Source organism: Sphingobium lactosutens, from assembly GCF_013393185.1.
Lineage (GTDB): Bacteria > Pseudomonadota > Alphaproteobacteria > Sphingomonadales > Sphingomonadaceae > Sphingobium > Sphingobium lactosutens_A.
In genome coordinates this window covers 1-14,607 of sequence record NZ_QJQX01000039.1, presented here as the reverse complement: position 1 = coordinate 14,607, position 14,607 = coordinate 1, and the positions used below count along the sequence as shown (strand labels likewise).

15 protein-coding genes are annotated in these 14,607 nt (G+C 59.3%); 5 read left to right on the top strand and 10 right to left on the bottom strand.

Translation table 11 applies throughout. The features are described from left to right. Window positions 1–190 precede the first annotated feature (190 nt). Window positions 191–556 carry an energy transducer TonB family protein gene (locus DM806_RS27215; RefSeq protein ID WP_256869181.1) on the top strand — a complete coding sequence of 122 codons (366 nt, stop codon included), beginning with the start codon at window positions 191–193 and terminating at the stop codon, window positions 554–556. Between the two features lie 150 nt (window positions 557–706). On the opposite strand, the gene DM806_RS09100 is transcribed toward DM806_RS27215, so the two are convergent. From DM806_RS09100 to DM806_RS09080, 5 genes are all read right to left on the bottom strand, one after another. After that, a complete protein-coding gene (locus DM806_RS09100) occupies window positions 707–1,372 on the bottom strand; it encodes an energy transducer TonB family protein (protein WP_179042915.1) in 666 nt (221 codons plus the stop codon). Between the two features lie 130 nt (window positions 1,373–1,502). Beyond that, complete coding sequence (locus tag DM806_RS09095; RefSeq protein WP_218647423.1) at window positions 1,503–3,959, bottom strand: TonB-dependent siderophore receptor; 2,457 nt, start codon at window positions 3,957–3,959, stop codon at window positions 1,503–1,505. Between the two features lie 126 nt (window positions 3,960–4,085). Further along, window positions 4,086–5,054, bottom strand: a complete 969-nt coding sequence (locus DM806_RS09090) for a FecR family protein (protein WP_179042914.1) — start codon at window positions 5,052–5,054, stop codon at window positions 4,086–4,088. Window positions 5,055–5,147: 93 nt separating this feature from the next. Continuing rightward, window positions 5,148–5,576 (bottom strand): RNA polymerase sigma factor, encoded by a 429-nt coding sequence (locus DM806_RS09085; protein WP_218647422.1) that lies wholly within the window; start codon window positions 5,574–5,576, stop codon window positions 5,148–5,150. Window positions 5,577–6,097: 521 nt separating this feature from the next. Continuing rightward, a complete protein-coding gene (locus DM806_RS09080; RefSeq protein ID WP_179042912.1) occupies window positions 6,098–6,790 on the bottom strand; it encodes a TetR/AcrR family transcriptional regulator in 693 nt (230 codons plus the stop codon). A gap of 190 nt (window positions 6,791–6,980) precedes the next feature. On the opposite strand from DM806_RS09080, the gene DM806_RS09075 reads away from it, so the two are divergent. The 3 genes from DM806_RS09075 (at window position 6,981) to DM806_RS27765 (ending at window position 11,306) form a co-directional block, all read left to right on the top strand. After that, the gene (locus DM806_RS09075; protein WP_179042911.1) at window positions 6,981–9,248 is read left to right on the top strand and encodes a TonB-dependent receptor; all 2,268 of its coding nucleotides are present in this window, start codon (window positions 6,981–6,983) and stop codon (window positions 9,246–9,248) included. After that, a complete protein-coding gene (locus DM806_RS09070) occupies window positions 9,185–10,873 on the top strand; it encodes a carboxylesterase/lipase family protein (RefSeq protein WP_218647421.1) in 1,689 nt (562 codons plus the stop codon). The genes DM806_RS09075 and DM806_RS09070 overlap by 64 nt, the downstream gene beginning before the upstream one ends. Before the next feature lie 103 nt (window positions 10,874–10,976). After that, window positions 10,977–11,306, top strand: a complete 330-nt coding sequence (locus DM806_RS27765) for a hypothetical protein (RefSeq protein ID WP_179042910.1) — start codon at window positions 10,977–10,979, stop codon at window positions 11,304–11,306. Here the strand turns inward: DM806_RS27765 and DM806_RS09060 are convergent. From DM806_RS09060 to DM806_RS09040, 5 genes are all read right to left on the bottom strand, one after another. Continuing rightward, window positions 11,284–12,021 (bottom strand): nucleotidyltransferase, encoded by a 738-nt coding sequence (locus DM806_RS09060; RefSeq protein ID WP_306294749.1) that lies wholly within the window; start codon window positions 12,019–12,021, stop codon window positions 11,284–11,286. The two genes, DM806_RS27765 and DM806_RS09060, sit on opposite strands and share 23 nt — an antisense overlap. Before the next feature lie 221 nt (window positions 12,022–12,242). After that, complete coding sequence (locus DM806_RS09055) at window positions 12,243–12,680, bottom strand: TA system VapC family ribonuclease toxin (RefSeq protein ID WP_179042909.1); 438 nt, start codon at window positions 12,678–12,680, stop codon at window positions 12,243–12,245. Next, on the bottom strand, window positions 12,677–12,901 hold the full coding sequence (locus tag DM806_RS09050) for a CopG family transcriptional regulator (RefSeq protein ID WP_179042908.1): 225 nt from the start codon (window positions 12,899–12,901) through the stop codon (window positions 12,677–12,679). Before DM806_RS09050 ends, DM806_RS09055 begins: the two co-directional genes overlap by 4 nt. A gap of 31 nt (window positions 12,902–12,932) precedes the next feature. Then, entirely contained in the window at window positions 12,933–13,355 is a 423-nt protein-coding gene (locus tag DM806_RS09045) for a MarR family transcriptional regulator (RefSeq protein WP_179042907.1), read from the bottom strand. Between the two features lie 44 nt (window positions 13,356–13,399). After that, window positions 13,400–13,723 (bottom strand): hypothetical protein, encoded by a 324-nt coding sequence (locus DM806_RS09040; protein WP_179042906.1) that lies wholly within the window; start codon window positions 13,721–13,723, stop codon window positions 13,400–13,402. Window positions 13,724–13,831: 108 nt separating this feature from the next. Here DM806_RS09040 and DM806_RS09035 point away from each other — a divergent pair. Beyond that, a protein-coding gene (locus tag DM806_RS09035; protein WP_218647277.1) for an IS5 family transposase occupies window positions 13,832–14,592 on the top strand; the annotation gives its coding sequence in 2 pieces (ribosomal slippage) (window positions 13,832–14,168 and window positions 14,168–14,592; 762 coding nt in all). The last annotated feature ends 15 nt before the right edge of the window (window positions 14,593–14,607 follow it).

The following is a 14,607-nucleotide window of genomic DNA, read 5'->3' as shown; positions in this document are numbered from 1 at the left end:
AGCCGCTTTGTTCCCGTGGGGGCAGCGCCCGCTCTCACCGTCGTAAATTTGCGGCCACCAGCCTCGCCACCCGAGACGCCGCCGGAAGAAAAGGACGCACCGGAACCGATCGAGATAAAGCAAACGTCCCTGGATCGGCCAAAGATGGAGCCGATCAAACTACCGTCCCTCCCCGATTGATCCGACCCCGATGACGGTCGAGGCCACAGCGCCCAAGACCGAACCTGCGCCTGTGGCTCCACAGGTAACCGGCAATACGCCCGATACCTGGGAGGGTCGGGTTCTTAGTCAACTCGCGTCCCATCGACGTTATCCCCGCCTTGCCCTGAGCAGGCGGCAACAGGGCGTGCCCTATATCCGCTTCGTCATGGATCGGGCGGGTAAGGTCTTATCGTCACGGCTCGAACGATCATCGGGCTTTCCCGATCTTGACCGCGAAGCCGTGGCTCTTCCCAAGCGGGCACAGCCACTCCCCAAGCCGCCGAATGACAAGCCGGGAGATACGATCGAACTGGTCGTTCCCGTCGAGTTTTCCTGCGGTGACTTGGTGAAATGATCGAAGGGTGTCGGAAACCGGGCCGTTCTCGACACCTAGCACCGGAAAATCCAGGTCGAAGATATTTACCGTTCAACATGATTCTCTCGATCGGAGGGCGACCAGTGTCAGTCGTCGAAAACGCATCCTGAGTGTCTCGCCTTCACTCCATCATCGCATGAAGAACTCGACCGGTACGATCAGTTCTATCGTATCGCCCTTCACCTCTGCGGGCGGCTTGGGCAGTGGTTGCGCCCGTTTGGGCAGGGCGACCGCCTCATCGTCAAGTGCGCGAAACCCCGATGATCGCTCGATGCGGGACGACAGCAGCTTGCCCTCCCGGTCCATCACGAAACGGATATAGGGCACGCCCTGCTGGCGGCGAAGGGCGGCATTGCGCGGATAGCGCTTCACCTTGTTGAGTGCGCCAAGCACCATGCCTTCCCACGTTGGCTTTGCGTTATTCTGTTCCGGCGCGGGCGGTTGAGGCCTTGTTTCAGCAGCAGTCCTGTTTTTCACCGGCAGGCTGGGGTCGGCTACCGGCTTCACCACGGGAACGGGGAGGACATTGTCAGCAGGAAGCTGAATTTCCGCTGGCGGCTGCTTTGGCTGCTCAGGCAACGGCTCCACCCGTTCTTTCCGAACCTGTTCCGGCTGAGGCGGCGTTTCGTTGACGGGTTCGGGTGGGGCTGCCGGCGGCGCAACATCGAACAGGCTCAGATGCGACGGCTCCTTTACCGGGCGGAAGACCGTCCAGGTGAAGAAGGCGCCACTTAATATCAGGACAGCGACCATCGCCACGCCGCACATTCCGAACAGCCGGGTGCCCAGCGGCATTGGCTGTTCGCAATAGCGTGTGGACGGCCCGATCCCGAAAATCGGCGGATTGAGTTCCTGGGATGTTTTGCAGGTCACGGGTCTATGTCGAGCCGCTCGACATGGCAATCAATCCGCCTGGCATGGGCATTCACCAATCATAAGCGAGGGTCACATAAATGTTCCGGCCCTGGCCATATTGGCAGCCGTTCCGATTGAAGCATCCTGCGATATAGCCCTTGTCGAAGAGATTCGATGCATTCAGTTCAAGGGATAGCCCACCCAGAGCAGGCGGTGCATAGCGAAGAAAGGCATCGACGACGGTATAGGAGGGCACCTTGAAGCTGTTCTCTCGATCGCCATAGCTGCTGCCTATATAACGGAAGCCGCCACCGCCGCTCAGGCCCGAGAAAGCGCCTGTGGTAATGCTATAGTCGCTCCACAGGGACGCCTGATGTTCCGGCACGCGAAACGGACGGTTCCCAAGGATGGCCGACTCGTTCGATCGCATTACCTTCACGTCGTTCCAGGAAAAGGTGGCGAGGAGGTTGAAGCCCGCCGCCACGCTCAGCTTAGCCTCAGCCTCCACGCCACGGGATCGCGTCCGACCATCCTGAATGCTGTAGCCGGGATGAAGCGGATCGGTGGTGGACACATTGTCCTTGGTGAGGTCGAAGACGGCGATCGTGTAGAGGCTGTTGCCGTCTGTCGGCTGATATTTGACGCCCGCCTCATATTGCCGACCGGTTTCCGGCCGGAATATCTGATTGTCGAAGGTGCGGCCCGTCGCAGGCAGGAAAGACTGGGAGAAGCTGAGATAGGGAGCAAGGCCGTTGTCGGCCAGATAGACCAGACCGGCGCGCCCTGTGAACTTGCCGTCCTTCTGCACTGGTTCGGCGGCCCAACTGGCGCTGTTGGCGTTGCGCACCCAGTCATAGCGACCGCCCAGCAGCATGACCCACTTGCCGCCAAGTTTGACCTGATCCTGAAGATAGAGGCCGGTCTGATCGATGGTTTGCTCATATTCGCTGGCCGGGAAGAAGAAGGGCGTGACATTGCCATAGACGGGCGTGAACAGATCCAGCGGCGTGGCATAGCCGAGCCGCTGCCACTGGTCGTAGCTGGTCCGGTTATAGTCCAGCCCCGCCAGCAGCGTATGGCTGAGCGGTCCCGTCTGGAAACGGCCCTCGACCTGTGTATCGACCGAGAAGATATCGCCTGAACCGCGCCGCTCGTCCGAGAAGCGGTCGATCGACCGCTGGGCGGTGCCGACCCAGCTGAGGAAGAAGAGTTCGGCGCTATCGTGGCGGACATGGGTATAACGCAAGTTCTGGCGAAGGGAGATCGCCTCGCTCAACTGGTGGTCGAAGGCGTAGCCCAGCGCCCATTTCTCGCTGCTGCTACGGTCGAAGTCGGGATCACCGATGTTGCGGTTGCGCGGGATATGGCCATTGGGATTGGAAAATAGCGAGCCATCGGCGGGGACCGGGTTGGCGAAATTGCCGGTCTGCTTCTGATATTCCGTCAGGATGGTCAGTTCCGTCCGGCTGTCTGGCCGCCATGTCACCGTGGGCGCGACGAAGATACGCCTGTTATGGATGAAATCGACCTGCGCATCGCTTTCCCGATACAGGCCTGTCAGCCGATAGGATAATGTCCCATCCTTGTCGAGCGGCCCGCCAATGTCCCCGGCCGCATGCCAATAATCGAAACTACCGCGTTGCAGTTGCAACTGATAGAGCGGTTCTTGCGGCGCGCGCTTGGAAATGAGGTTGATCTGCCCGCCCGGATCGGATGCGCCGTACAGGACCGAACTTGCCCCGCGCAGGATTTCCACCCGCTCAAGGCCATAGGGTTCGGGCGCATCCCAGCCGAGATAATCGCTCGGGAACATGCGCAGGCCATCCTTCAGCACCCGGCCCGCGCCTTGCTGGAAACCCCGGACGATGAACTGGTCCGCAATCACCTGCGATCCCGCGATATCCGCCGTGACCCCGGCGGTATATCGCAACGCCTGTGATATCGTCTTGACCTGCTGCACGTCCATCTGTTCGCGCGTGACGACAGAGATGGAAGCGGGGGTTTCGATCAACGGCGTATCGGTCTTGGTTGCCGATGCGCTGCGGCGCGCCACATAGCTGCCCACCGGCCCTGTCGCCGTTGCAAACTGCGACGCGGTCGGGCTGGAAGCGGCGCTGTCTCCCTCGACCCGGACGGGACCAAGACGGACCACCCCATCCGTCGACTGGGGCGCAGGCTCCAGCGTGACGGCATTCGCGCCGGTGAAACGATAGGTTAGGCCCGTTCCGGTCAGAATCCGCGACAGCGCTTCCGCTGCAGAGAAAGAGCCGGACGCTTCGCCAGCAGCTACACCGCTACCGACAGAGGCGGTGTAGACGACCTGGATGCCGGTCGCCTGCGAAAACTCCCGCATCGCGTCCACCAGTTGCTGTGACCTAATGTTGAAGTCGCGCGCCGAGGCCGTTGCGCCTCCTGATTGAGCGTAAGCCACCGTGCCGCCGAGCGGACCGAGTGCAGTGCCGACAAGAAGCGCCGCAGTCAGATGCGCGGCACGCAGAAAAATCGGACGGGATGAACGGTTGGACAAGACGAAACCCCCAGCAAGAAATCATAGCAGACAGCATCCGATCAAATGATGCGTCGCATTGTCATCTGATCGATCATGCCCATGGCGTTTTCAGAATCGTCTTGCCTAACCCTTGCGGCGAAATTTTTATCGCGCCGGTCGAACGATCGCGATTCCGCCGGGCAAACGGGTGATTTGCAGGGATGCGCTGGCAGCCAGCGCATCCAGCCCTTCATCCGCGCGGGCGGCGCGAAGGATCGCCGTCACAGGTGCGAGGCCGTCCACTTGCCCGAAAATGAAGGTCGGGCCGCTCCGATAGCGTGCGATCTCCTGAATGGCATCGCGGACAGGTGCTTGCGTGAGCACCACGTCGCCCCCTCGCCAGGCGGCGATCCGGCCGATCGGCAGGGCGGCCCGGCGCATCGGCGCCGCGCCATCGGTCCAGGACGCGCGCTGCCCCACGGTCAATCGCATCCAGCGGCCATCGCCTCTGTCGGATCGGACCTGAACGATGCCGCTGGTCACGGCGGCTTCCGAATTCTCGCCTCCAGCCGACACGGTGAAGGCCGTGCCCACATCCTCGACGATCCCGCCGTTGGCTGCGACCCTGAACGGTCTGGCATTGTCGTGAACGACGTTGAACCAGGCGCGTCCCTTGAGCAGTTCGATCCGGCGCCCGCCCGGGTCATAGTCGACCGCTATGGCGCTTCCGGCATCCAGCATGGCGCGTGACCCATCGGGAAGCGAAACCATCTCCACGGTAGCGCCGGTGCGATGATCGGACTTCAACCGCAGAAGGGCCTCCGGCACGGCGGCCATCAGGGCGAGGCTGGCTGCGATCCCCGCTATGGCATATCTGCGCTGGAAGCGTTGGCCGACCTTCGCCGCCACAGGATCTGATGCCGGCACCTGTGGCGCAAGATGATCGCCCACGGCGTCAAGACTTCGCCAGAGCGCCAGTTCATGCTGAAACACCGCCTCGCAATCGGGCGCCTCGCGCCAATGCGCCAGATCCGCCAGTTCCTGTTCCGTAATGTCCCCGGAAGCAAGCCGCATGATCCAGTCACGGGCGGCCTGCGTCATGGCCCCGCGGTCGCCCTGTTCACGAGATGTCATGGGCTGTCTTCACAGCATGGCGGTGCATAGGCTCCATGTCGGCGAGGCGTTTTCCGTAGCACCGTGCCTAACCCCCGATGAAAATAAAAGATCTCATCCCCCGTCGCGGGCCTGACCCAATAGCGAGAGGGCGCGCCGGATATGCTTTTCGACGGTGGTGCGCGAAACGCCGAGGCGCACGGCAATGTCGCGTTGGGGAATAGCCTCGATCCGGTTAAGCCAGAAGATGGTGCGGGTCGGTTCCGACAGGTGATCGGCCGCCTCCAGCACGCGTTTCAGTTCGTCGCGCGCGATCATCATGGTTTCGGCTGAAGGACTGCGCTCCGCCCCCCACAGGATCGCGTCGGCTTCCGCCTGAATCTTGCGACGCCGGGCCAGTTCGCGGCCCTGATCCCAGGCGACGTTGGCGGCCAGAGCGAACAGATAGGAGCGCTTGTCGTTGATCGGCGGATCGTCCCCCACTTTCTGGATTCGCAACCACAAGGTCTGGAGCGCATCGGCGACCATGCTGCGATCCAGCACGCGCAACAGCATCCGCAAAAGCGAAGACCGTTCGCTCTGAAGCAGGCATGAAAGATCGAGGGCGTTTGTCGACACCATGGCGGTCTAGACGAAGTTGATAACCGTTCGCAAGAGCCTGCAGCGTAGGCAGCCAGGGCATTGTTGTAACGAGTGGCTCTTTGCAGAGGGCGGACGGCATTCCATGTCTAAATCGACCAAACTCGGTCGTTCACATCTGCTCCGGTAAACGTCCGGTCCTGATGAGAGCTGTCGCCGAGGTCTGTCTAGATTGTATCGCAAAGGAAGGCGACCCTGGGGTAGATGCCGGCTCCGCGCATGGCTGCATCGTCGGCCTAATCAGCCGGTAGGCACTTAGCCCAATGTATCGCACCTCAACGGTGCTTGGTAGCCACCCGACGCTCGCCAAGGGTTGCGCCTAGCCTATCGGGATTGAGCGACGTTTCGAGCTTTCATAAGCGATCAAGATCTGAGCATCATTGATGGAACGATCGCAGTTCCACACGTCAACTATAACGCGATGCTCAGGCCCCCTCTACGAACGGCCCATCATTGCCAGCCTGGAGGTATGCCACACACATTCTGGCAAGCGCGTCCTGACGCCTTAGCCTTTGCGGTGAGCCAGGAGCTGAACTGGGAAATTGAATTTCGCGAATAACGAACGAAAAGATAATATGGAAAACCTCATCGGCTTTCTCGACTTGTCGTGCAGCAGATTTATTTTCGACGAAGGACAGAAATGTCGCTTTAGCCAAATCCTCCGCTTCCTGTGCAACTTCCACCCCTAATCGAGAAAGGTCTCTGTTAGCCTTAATAACGCCGATAGATCCATTGAATATAGGATTAAAATCCTGCATTATTCTAAAGTATTCTTTAATATATGACCGCATCATTTCATCGATATTTCTACTTTCTTTAATAAGTTTGTTATGCATGATCCTCTCTTTATCTCTTATATCGTGAAGAAGGTGGGTAATCAGTGTGATGGACAGCGCCTCCTTGCTGTTGAACCGATAATGAAGGGCGCCATTCGATACGCCAGCCCTCTGCGCCACCTCTTGTAGTGTCAGGCCGGAAATTCCCTTCGCGATCAATATGTCCTTGGCCGCATCGATAATTTTACGATGCGTTTCCCGGCTACGCTGCTGGAGGGGGGGGCGAACCAATGCGGGCGACGCAGCGACAGCAGAGATCTCCAGGATGCGATCATCATTCATAGGCCGACACTAGTGCCCCGAACTGGCTAAGCCAACCTGTTCCCCAGATAGCCAATCCTTGCCACCCGATCTTTGCCAATCCCGTTTAGAATCCATTGACTCAAAAGCCGGTTTAAAATATTGGTTCTATAAATAGAGGCAGACTAGGCCCGATATCGTTGAACTGAGAGAAAAATTGGGGAGGATTCACATGAGAGCATATCTTTTGGGCACGTCGTTGACGGCGCTTTTGATCGGGCTTGCCCCCGCGGCTCAGGCTCAAAACCGCGATACAGGTGACATCAGAGATAGCGAAATCATCGTGACCGCTCAGAAAAGAGCGGAAAATGTTCAGGATGTTCCGATCTCGATAACGGTCGTGTCTGCCGATCAGCTTGCCCGGCGAGGGGTGCAGTCGGTGCAGGATCTCTCACAGGCCAGCGCTTCAATTGAGTTCACGGCCCCGGCCGCTGCGCCAGGCGGCGGCGGCTTTGTCCGCGGCATTGGCACCAATCAGATCGGCAACGCCACCTCGGCCAGCTCGGTCAGCATCGTGCTGGACGGCATCGTGCTGGGCAATGCGAATATCAGCGACATTTTCGACACGGAACGGGTTGAGGTGCTGAAGGGGCCGCAAGGCACGCTGTTTGGAAGCTCCGTCTCCGCAGGCGTTCTCAACATCACCACGCGTGCTCCGCAGATTGGTGAGTTGTCGGCATTCCTCAACGGTGAAATCGGGATCAAGCCGATAGGCTCCGAATATTTCCGCGGCGCAGTGCGTGGCGGGGTGAACATTCCCGTGTCCGATACGTCAGCCCTGCGCCTTGCCGGTTACATGTTCAACAACAACGGAATATCCCGCGATCTGAGCAACGGGCGCCAGCAGGATACGACCAATTTCGGTTTCCGGGGCCGTTATCTCTTTGATGTCGGTGATGATGTGACGGTCAATCTGATCGTAGACTACAACAAGAGCACCAACAAATATGGCGGCGGCCTGCTTTACCGGGCGGCAACACCGGGAAGCCTGCTGGCTCAGGCGCTGGCAGCATGCGGCATCACGCCTTCGCCGGACAATGTCGACAACTGCGCCGGTTTCCCCAATAGCGCCCGCCAGCAGATCGGGGGCATATCGGGCCAGGTTGACTGGAAACTCGGCGCAACGACCCTGACATCTCTCACATCCTATCGCAAGACAAGCCAGAAGTCTGTTTCCAGCGTGATCGGCATCGCACCGAACTTTGCCCGCACTTATTTGCAAAATTGTGATTTCGTGAACTGTTCGCCGGTCGTCTCGCTGACGAGCGGTAGTGTCGACGATCCGGAACGCACGCGCCGCAGCCTGTTCACCCAGGAATTGCGTCTCGCGTCGGAAACCAATTTGCCACTCGAATGGGTGGGAGGGCTGTATTTTCAGAGCGCCACCTTCTCCAATCACAAGCCGAGCCAGCTTGTCGCACACCCCGCTTTTCTTGGATTTGACGTGGTATTGGGCAATGCCATTGGCGAAACAACCTCGACTGCCAAGGATTATGCCGTCTTCGGCAACGCCACTTATCGCCTGTCCCCTGCCGCTCGCCTGATCCTGGGCGCTCGCTATACGCACTCCGACGTGTCGGAAACCATTTCCGACCCGATCAATTCCGGCGTCAGCGACTATTTCTCGGCTAAGGCATCGGCTGACGCTCTGACCTGGCGAGCCGGTGTGCAATATGACCTGTCAGACGCAACGATGGCGTATTTTACGGTATCGACGGGTTACAAGGCGCCGCAAATCAACGACGCGCTTACCAGAACTGATCGCGTTCTCGACGCTATCGATGCGGAGCGCCCGACGAGCTTTGAGATAGGTATCAAACAGAGCCTTTTCGACCGGAAGCTCTATTTCAATGCAGATCTGTTCTACACCCGGGTCAAGGATTTTCAGACCCAATCCTGCGTTTCGGCCCCGACCGGCATCCTGTGTTCCAATGTGAATGTGCCCAAGGTTATCAGCAAGGGCGCGGAGTGGGAATTGTTCGGCCATCCCTTCCAGGGGAATACGATCAATATTTCCGGCATCTACAATCTGGCGAAATATCCCAGGAACTTCGTCGGCGCTGACGGCTCCGCCCTTGAGGGTAAGCAACTCAACTACGCCCCGAAGTTCAAGATGACCATTTCCGTCGAACAGGAAGCACCATTGACCGGCGATGTCTCTGCCTTTGTGGGCGGCGACGCCACCATTCGCTCGCGTCAGTCCATGTATCTGTCCGCCGATCCGATCTTCACCGTCCCGTCGCAAACGCTGTTCAATGCGCGCGTCGGACTGAGAGGCGGTGAAGGTTGGACGCTCGCCCTGTTCGGACGCAACCTGACCAACAAAATCTATCCAACCCAGATCTATCCAACAACGGCCTTCGCCAAGGGCGGACTGTGGCAGATTCTCGATCCGAACTCGCAACGGACCGTCGGTCTGCAATTCGACGCTCGTTTCTGATAACTGCAAGAGGGAGAACAGCTTTGCATCCTGTCCGCATATTTGCCATCCGTCTCCTGGCAGGCGTCACGCTGGCTGTAACATTGACCGCCGCAGCCCCGCCACCCGACGCACCAATGGTCAGGCTGGACAACGGACAGGTAAAGGGCGTGCGCAGCGGCGCTGTTGTCGCCTTTCTGGGCGTGCCTTATGCTCAGCCACCGGTCGACGGGCTCCGCTGGCGTGATCCGCAACCAGTGCGACACTGGAACGGAATACGCAACGCCACGCAAAAGTCCGCAGCCTGTTATCAGTCGCCTTCGCGTCTTTTCGGACCCTATACGGATGAGTTCCTCAACCAGGCGCCCGTCAGCGAGGATTGCCTCTATCTCAATGTCTGGACGCCGGGCGCCGACACCAAAGGTCGCCCGGTGCTGGTCTATATCCACGGCGGTGGTTTTGGCAGCGGATCGGCCTCCATGCCGATTTATGACGGAGCGAAACTGGCAGGGCGCGGCGTGGTCGTCATTTCGATCAATTACAGATTGGGGGTGTTCGGCTTTATGGCGCATCCCGAACTGACGCGGGAATCGGGTCACGGGACATCAGGCAATTACGGCCTGCTAGACATGATCGCCGCGCTGAAATGGGTCAGGTCGAACGTCGCGCGGCTGGGTGGGAATCCAGATGATGTCACCATTTCCGGAGAATCTGCCGGCGCGGCGGCAGTCAATGACCTGATCGTGGCGCCTGCCGCCAAGGGACTCTTCCAGCGGGCTGTCGCGGTGAGCGGATCCGGCATGGGCGTGAACATGCGGACGCTCGAAAAGGCCGAAGGCTATGGCGTGGAGTTGGCGCAAAGAGTTGGCGCCGGTTCCATCGCGGACCTGCGCAAGCTAAGCCCTGCGCAGCTTCAGGAGGCAAGCTATGTGCCACCGCCCAAAAGCGGCAAGAACGCCAGCATGCCAGAAATCCGTTTCGCGCCCAATGATGACGGCGTGGTGGTGAAGGGCGATCCCGGCGCCGGCAGCACGCCGATCGTGTCCAACGTGCCGCTGATGACCGGGTTCAACGCGGATGAAGGCACCGTGTTCGGTGTGCCGAAAAGCCCGGCAGACTTCGAGGAGTTCGTGAAAAATCGCTATGGCGATTTTGCAGATCGCTTCCTTGCGCTCTACCCTCACTCCACGACTTCCGAGATCGACCATTCCATCAAAGAGATCAGCCGCGACCGCTACATGGCGAATCTTCTGGTATGGGCAAGGGAGCGAGTGCGTAGTTCGGGTCAGGCAGTCTATCCCTACCTCTACGACCATCCTTATCCCGCTGCGACGGGGGGAGCCGCTTTCGGCGCATTTCATACGGCCAGCGTCCCATATCTTTTCGGCAATCTCGGCATGGGACCGCGGAAATTCACGGACAAGGATGTAACCGTCTCACGGCAACTACAAGATTATCTGATCGCCTTCATGCAACATGGATCGCCTGCGACACCGTCATCGCCCTGGGCGCGATTCAGTCCTGACGACTCCCTTGTGATGGGACTGGGCGATACTCTTGGCCCACGACCCGCTCTTTCTTCGCCCCAACGCGAAACGACATTCCAGGCATATCTGGAAGCCGGTGGCAAATTGTCACTTTTCTAAGTGTCCGCACCGAAATTCAGTTGAGTGATATCAGCGCCCTAGCTTTACAGCTTGGGTGAACATTGCTTCCGGGGTTTCGCCAAAAACGACTTGGATTTCAACGATGTGGACTGACATCACTCGGGGGCGCCATGCCAGCAAAGGCCTGCGTTTGCCAACCGATTTGACGGCCGGCGAGTGGGAAATCCTGCAGCCGTTCTTGCCTCCGGCATCCAGCTTTACTAAGCTGGAAAAGGCAACGATCCAGTTGCAGAATGTGTGCAGCGGTTTGCGGCACGGTCGAGAATCCGCTATCAACGATTATCGGTCATGGCCGCCTCAGCCGTTCTCGAATGCAATGGGTTGGGGAAGCCGGAACGGCAGCTTACCTTCTCGCCGCTCCAAAGCCGACCGAGCAGAAAGTCCCAAGGTCAGTCGTTCCGGTATCGACTGAATCCCCGCTGAAGGGGCCGCTGACAAAGTCGGTGTCGCGCCTTCTCCTTCAACTTTGCAATATGCGCAGAGCATATCGAATGCGATGTCTTACCGAGAGCCTCAACGCGTTCGGCCAGCCAGTTCAACTCATCCAAGTTGATCTGATAGTGCTTGGAATAGCGGGCCTTCAAGTAGGCGTCCTTGAGTTTCTGAAACATCGCGCGCTCTCTGCGGGGCCCTCGCGGCCAGACGTCGAAGAGGGTAGGGTCACGCCCTTCAGATTGCAGCCGAAGAAACGCGATATTGTGATCGTATGGGGTGTAGAAGGTGAGGGTATGGTATAGTCGCTCGGCGGTTTGGTGGAGATCGAATGCCGCCTTCCTGAAGAAGGACTTTTCGATACCGAACTTTGCAACTTCGAAAGCCTGCATCGCCTCAGAAAAGTAATCGTCGAAATAGTCCTGCGCTGCCGCGGCTGCCTCTGGCGGGGTCTTGGGCTTGGGCTTGGCAAGCTCGCGATCGTCCGCCTCGTAAAGGGCGATGCCCTGCTCGGCGATTTCCATGAAGAAGACCCGGCCGTGGCTGAGGCCCTGGTTCACCTGCTGGAGCGAATGGACGATGAAATGCGCCGGCGTGTTGAGGCGCTTCTCGATCAGATAGGCATCGATCAGGCGCTGCTCGGCCACCGACCAGTAGGCCGCCACGTCGGCCAGTTCCTTCTGGTTGACGATCACCAGGATATCCATGTCGGACTTATACTGGTTGGCGTCGAACGGCGCGTCGACCCAGTCGCCCTGGGCGTAAGAGCCGAACAGGATGATCTTGAGGATGCGGGCCGATTTCTTGCGGCCGGTCGCATTCTCGGTCGCTTCACGAAACTCAGCGAACAGGATGCGGACGACTTCTTCAAGCTCGCGCTACTTGGCCGCGGGAAGATGGTCGAGGTCGGTGCGCATCAATGATTTCCGATGAGGTGGATCGCGTCCTTGCCACCCGTAACCCCTCTGGAAGTAAGGCGCCGGTCGAAAGTGGCGAGCTTGCCCTTGTTGGCGACGGTAAGCGCGAGGAGATAGGTATCGGTCACTTGGGCGGAGGTAAGGATCTGGCTGGCATCGACATGTGCCGCTGTCAGGAGGCTGATATCTTCGGCCCAGAAGCTGTGCCCGGGAAGCTTGCACATCTGGCCCATGATCATCGCCACTTCAGCCGGCGAGCCTGGCGTTGAGGGGTAGCGGACGTTGCCGACGATCCGGATCACGCCATTTTCCGTGATAGGGCAGGTCGCCCAGGCCTTGCTGCCTTCTGCTTCAAACCAGCGATGGGCCGCTTCATGGCCCACATGATTGGGATCGATCAACGCGACCAGGACATTGACGTCCAGAAGATAAGTCATGGCGCCTCATCGCGAAGGGCATTGACGATCTCCTGCGTCACCACAACACCCGGCTTTGTCGGAAGCAGGCTGATGCCGTTCCGCGTCCGCGACGCCTCCGGGGCGTGCAGCGCCTTACGCGCGAGATCCGACAGAACGCGACCGATCGAGCTGTGTTGATGGTCGGCAATGGCGCGCGCGGCCGCCATCACGTCATCATCGATCACAAGAGTCGTTCGCATCGTCCCATCCTCCAGCATTGCGCATCACACATCATATGCTATCGGTATCAATGGTGCAACGATCGACGAAATCGATCGCAGCGGTGGATGCTTCGTCCATGATTCTGTCGAGCGCCTCCTTCACGGGCGGCACGAGCCGGACCGTGACCCGCCGCTTGTCGCGCAGGTCGAGGCGGCGCATCAATATTTTGCGTGTTGCGATGGTGGCGGTCCAGCGATGGGCGCTGGAATATGGAATATTGGCGACCGTGCAAAGCGCCGACTGGTAGACCGCAAAGCCTTCCGGTTCCGCTTCATAGAGGTGGAGCAGCATGTCGCAGTTCGGATTGGCACAAAGCTGGACGCCAAGGCTCTTCTCCACAAGTCGCCGTTCCTCGATGAGCGCGCGGCAGGTGCCGAGGCGTTTGTGTCGCCGCCTTTCGGCGGCGCCCTCCTGATGATCATGGTCCCGCATTTCATCCCCTGTCGATCCATGCGAACATCTGTCCCTGTGGTCAGTCAGCCGGTCACGGGCTCGGGCAGTTCGTCCGCCCGAAGGGCTTCGATCAGCGCGTGCTGATCGGGCGCGTGGGCGTCGATCGCACCTGCCTTCCGCTCCGGTTCGCGAAGTAGTCGAGAAGGGCAGCGCCCCTCATGGTTGCCAAGGTTCGGTCGATGAATCCGGCATCCCAGCAAATCCGTCAGTTCAGGCTCGAAGGCTCGCGCGACCTCCGGCGGATAGGCGAGCCACTGCTCTATCCGATCGTCCAGATCGTCGAAGCGAGGGACCTCGGACCTGACGATGGCCAGGTCAATGTCACCAACAGTCGCTTCCTCGCGCATCAGGGGCTCGCCATTCGGCTTTGCCACGCCTACTAGGCCGTAAACTCATAAATAGATTGCGGTTTGGCGAGTGAGATGATTCACGGCTCTCCAGCATTGGAGGGTTGGATGGCACGTCGTCGGTATGAACTGACAGATCGGGAATGGGGGATTATCGAGCCGTTGCTGCCCAACAAGCCTCGCGGTGTGGCGCGGGTGGATGATCGCCGCGTTCTCAACGGGATCATGTGGCGCTTTCGCTCGGGAGCTACATGGGCCGAAGTGCCTGAGCGCTATGGGCCTCCGACGACCTGCTACAACCGGTTTGTCCGCTGGCGCAAAGCCGGGGTCTGGGACCGGCTGCTGGCAGCGGTTTCCGCCGGATATAATGGCGAACTGGTGATGATCGATTCCACTTGCATGCGCGTCCACCAGAACGGTGCGACGGGCAAAAAGGGGGAAGTTGCGATCGTGGCATGGGACGTTCCCGGGGCGGTCTCACCAGCAAACTCCACGCTCTTGTCGATGCTGAAGGACGCCCTGTCAGCCTAAGACTGACAGGCGGGCAGGTCCACGATGCCTGTGAGGCTGAAGCGCTGATCGACGCCATTCCCGAAGGCGCCACCCTGCTGGGCGACAAGGGGTATGACAGCAACGCAATCCGTGAGGCCGCTGCGGCTAGGAACGTCTGGGCCAACATCCCTAATCGATCCAATCGAAAGCAGCGCTTCGCCTTCTCGCCATGGCTCTACAAACAGCGAAACCTCGTCGAGCGCTTCTTCAATCGCATCAAGCAGTACCGTGGCATTGCCACCCGCTACGACAAGGATCCAGCCAATTTCCTCGCCGCAATCAAACTTATCTGCGTTCGAATCTGGTGCGCCGCATAATGAGTCTACGCGCTA